Origin of the sequence: Burkholderia sp. BCC1638 (genome assembly GCF_902833195.1) — a bacterium.
Lineage (GTDB): Bacteria > Pseudomonadota > Gammaproteobacteria > Burkholderiales > Burkholderiaceae > Burkholderia > Burkholderia diffusa.
Window position 1 is genome coordinate 1 of record NZ_CADFEC010000126.1, and the last position, 478, is coordinate 478.

Sequence of the window (478 nt, forward strand, 5' to 3'; positions counted from 1 at the left end):
CGCTGCGCCATCACGTAGCGCTCGTGGAACAGGGCGCGCGATTGCAGGCCCGCCGGAATCGAAAAGTCCGCCGCGATCAGCAGGTCGGCCGTGCCGCTCTCGAGCCAGTTGGCGAAGCTGTCGACCGGCACTGTGCGGAACGCCAGGCGCAGCTTCGGGGCGAGCTGCGCGACGCGCCGCACCAGGTCCACGCCCGCCATCACGAAGCCGTTGTCGCTGGCGAGGATCTGGAAGGTGCGCGCGTCCTGCTCGGGGTCGAAACCGGCACCATGCGCGAGTGCTGCCTGCAGGCTCTGCAAGGCGGCGCGCAGCGGCTCGCGGATCGCCAGCGCGCGGGCCGTCGGCGTCATGCCGCGGCCGTTGCGGGCCGGCACCAGCAGCGGGTCGCCCGTCAGCTCGCGCAACCGCGCCAGTTGCGCCGACAGCGCGGGCTGGCTCAGGTGCAGCCGCGCCGCCGCGCGCGTGACGTTGGCCTCGG

At 73.6% G+C, this 478-nt stretch carries 1 protein-coding gene; it reads right to left on the reverse strand.

Going from position 1 to position 478, the window contains the following annotated elements; translation table 11 throughout:
- Positions 1 to 478, reverse strand: a 478-nt coding sequence (locus HWX22_RS31525; protein ID WP_175917020.1) for a LysR family transcriptional regulator, incomplete at both ends; no start/stop codon positions are given.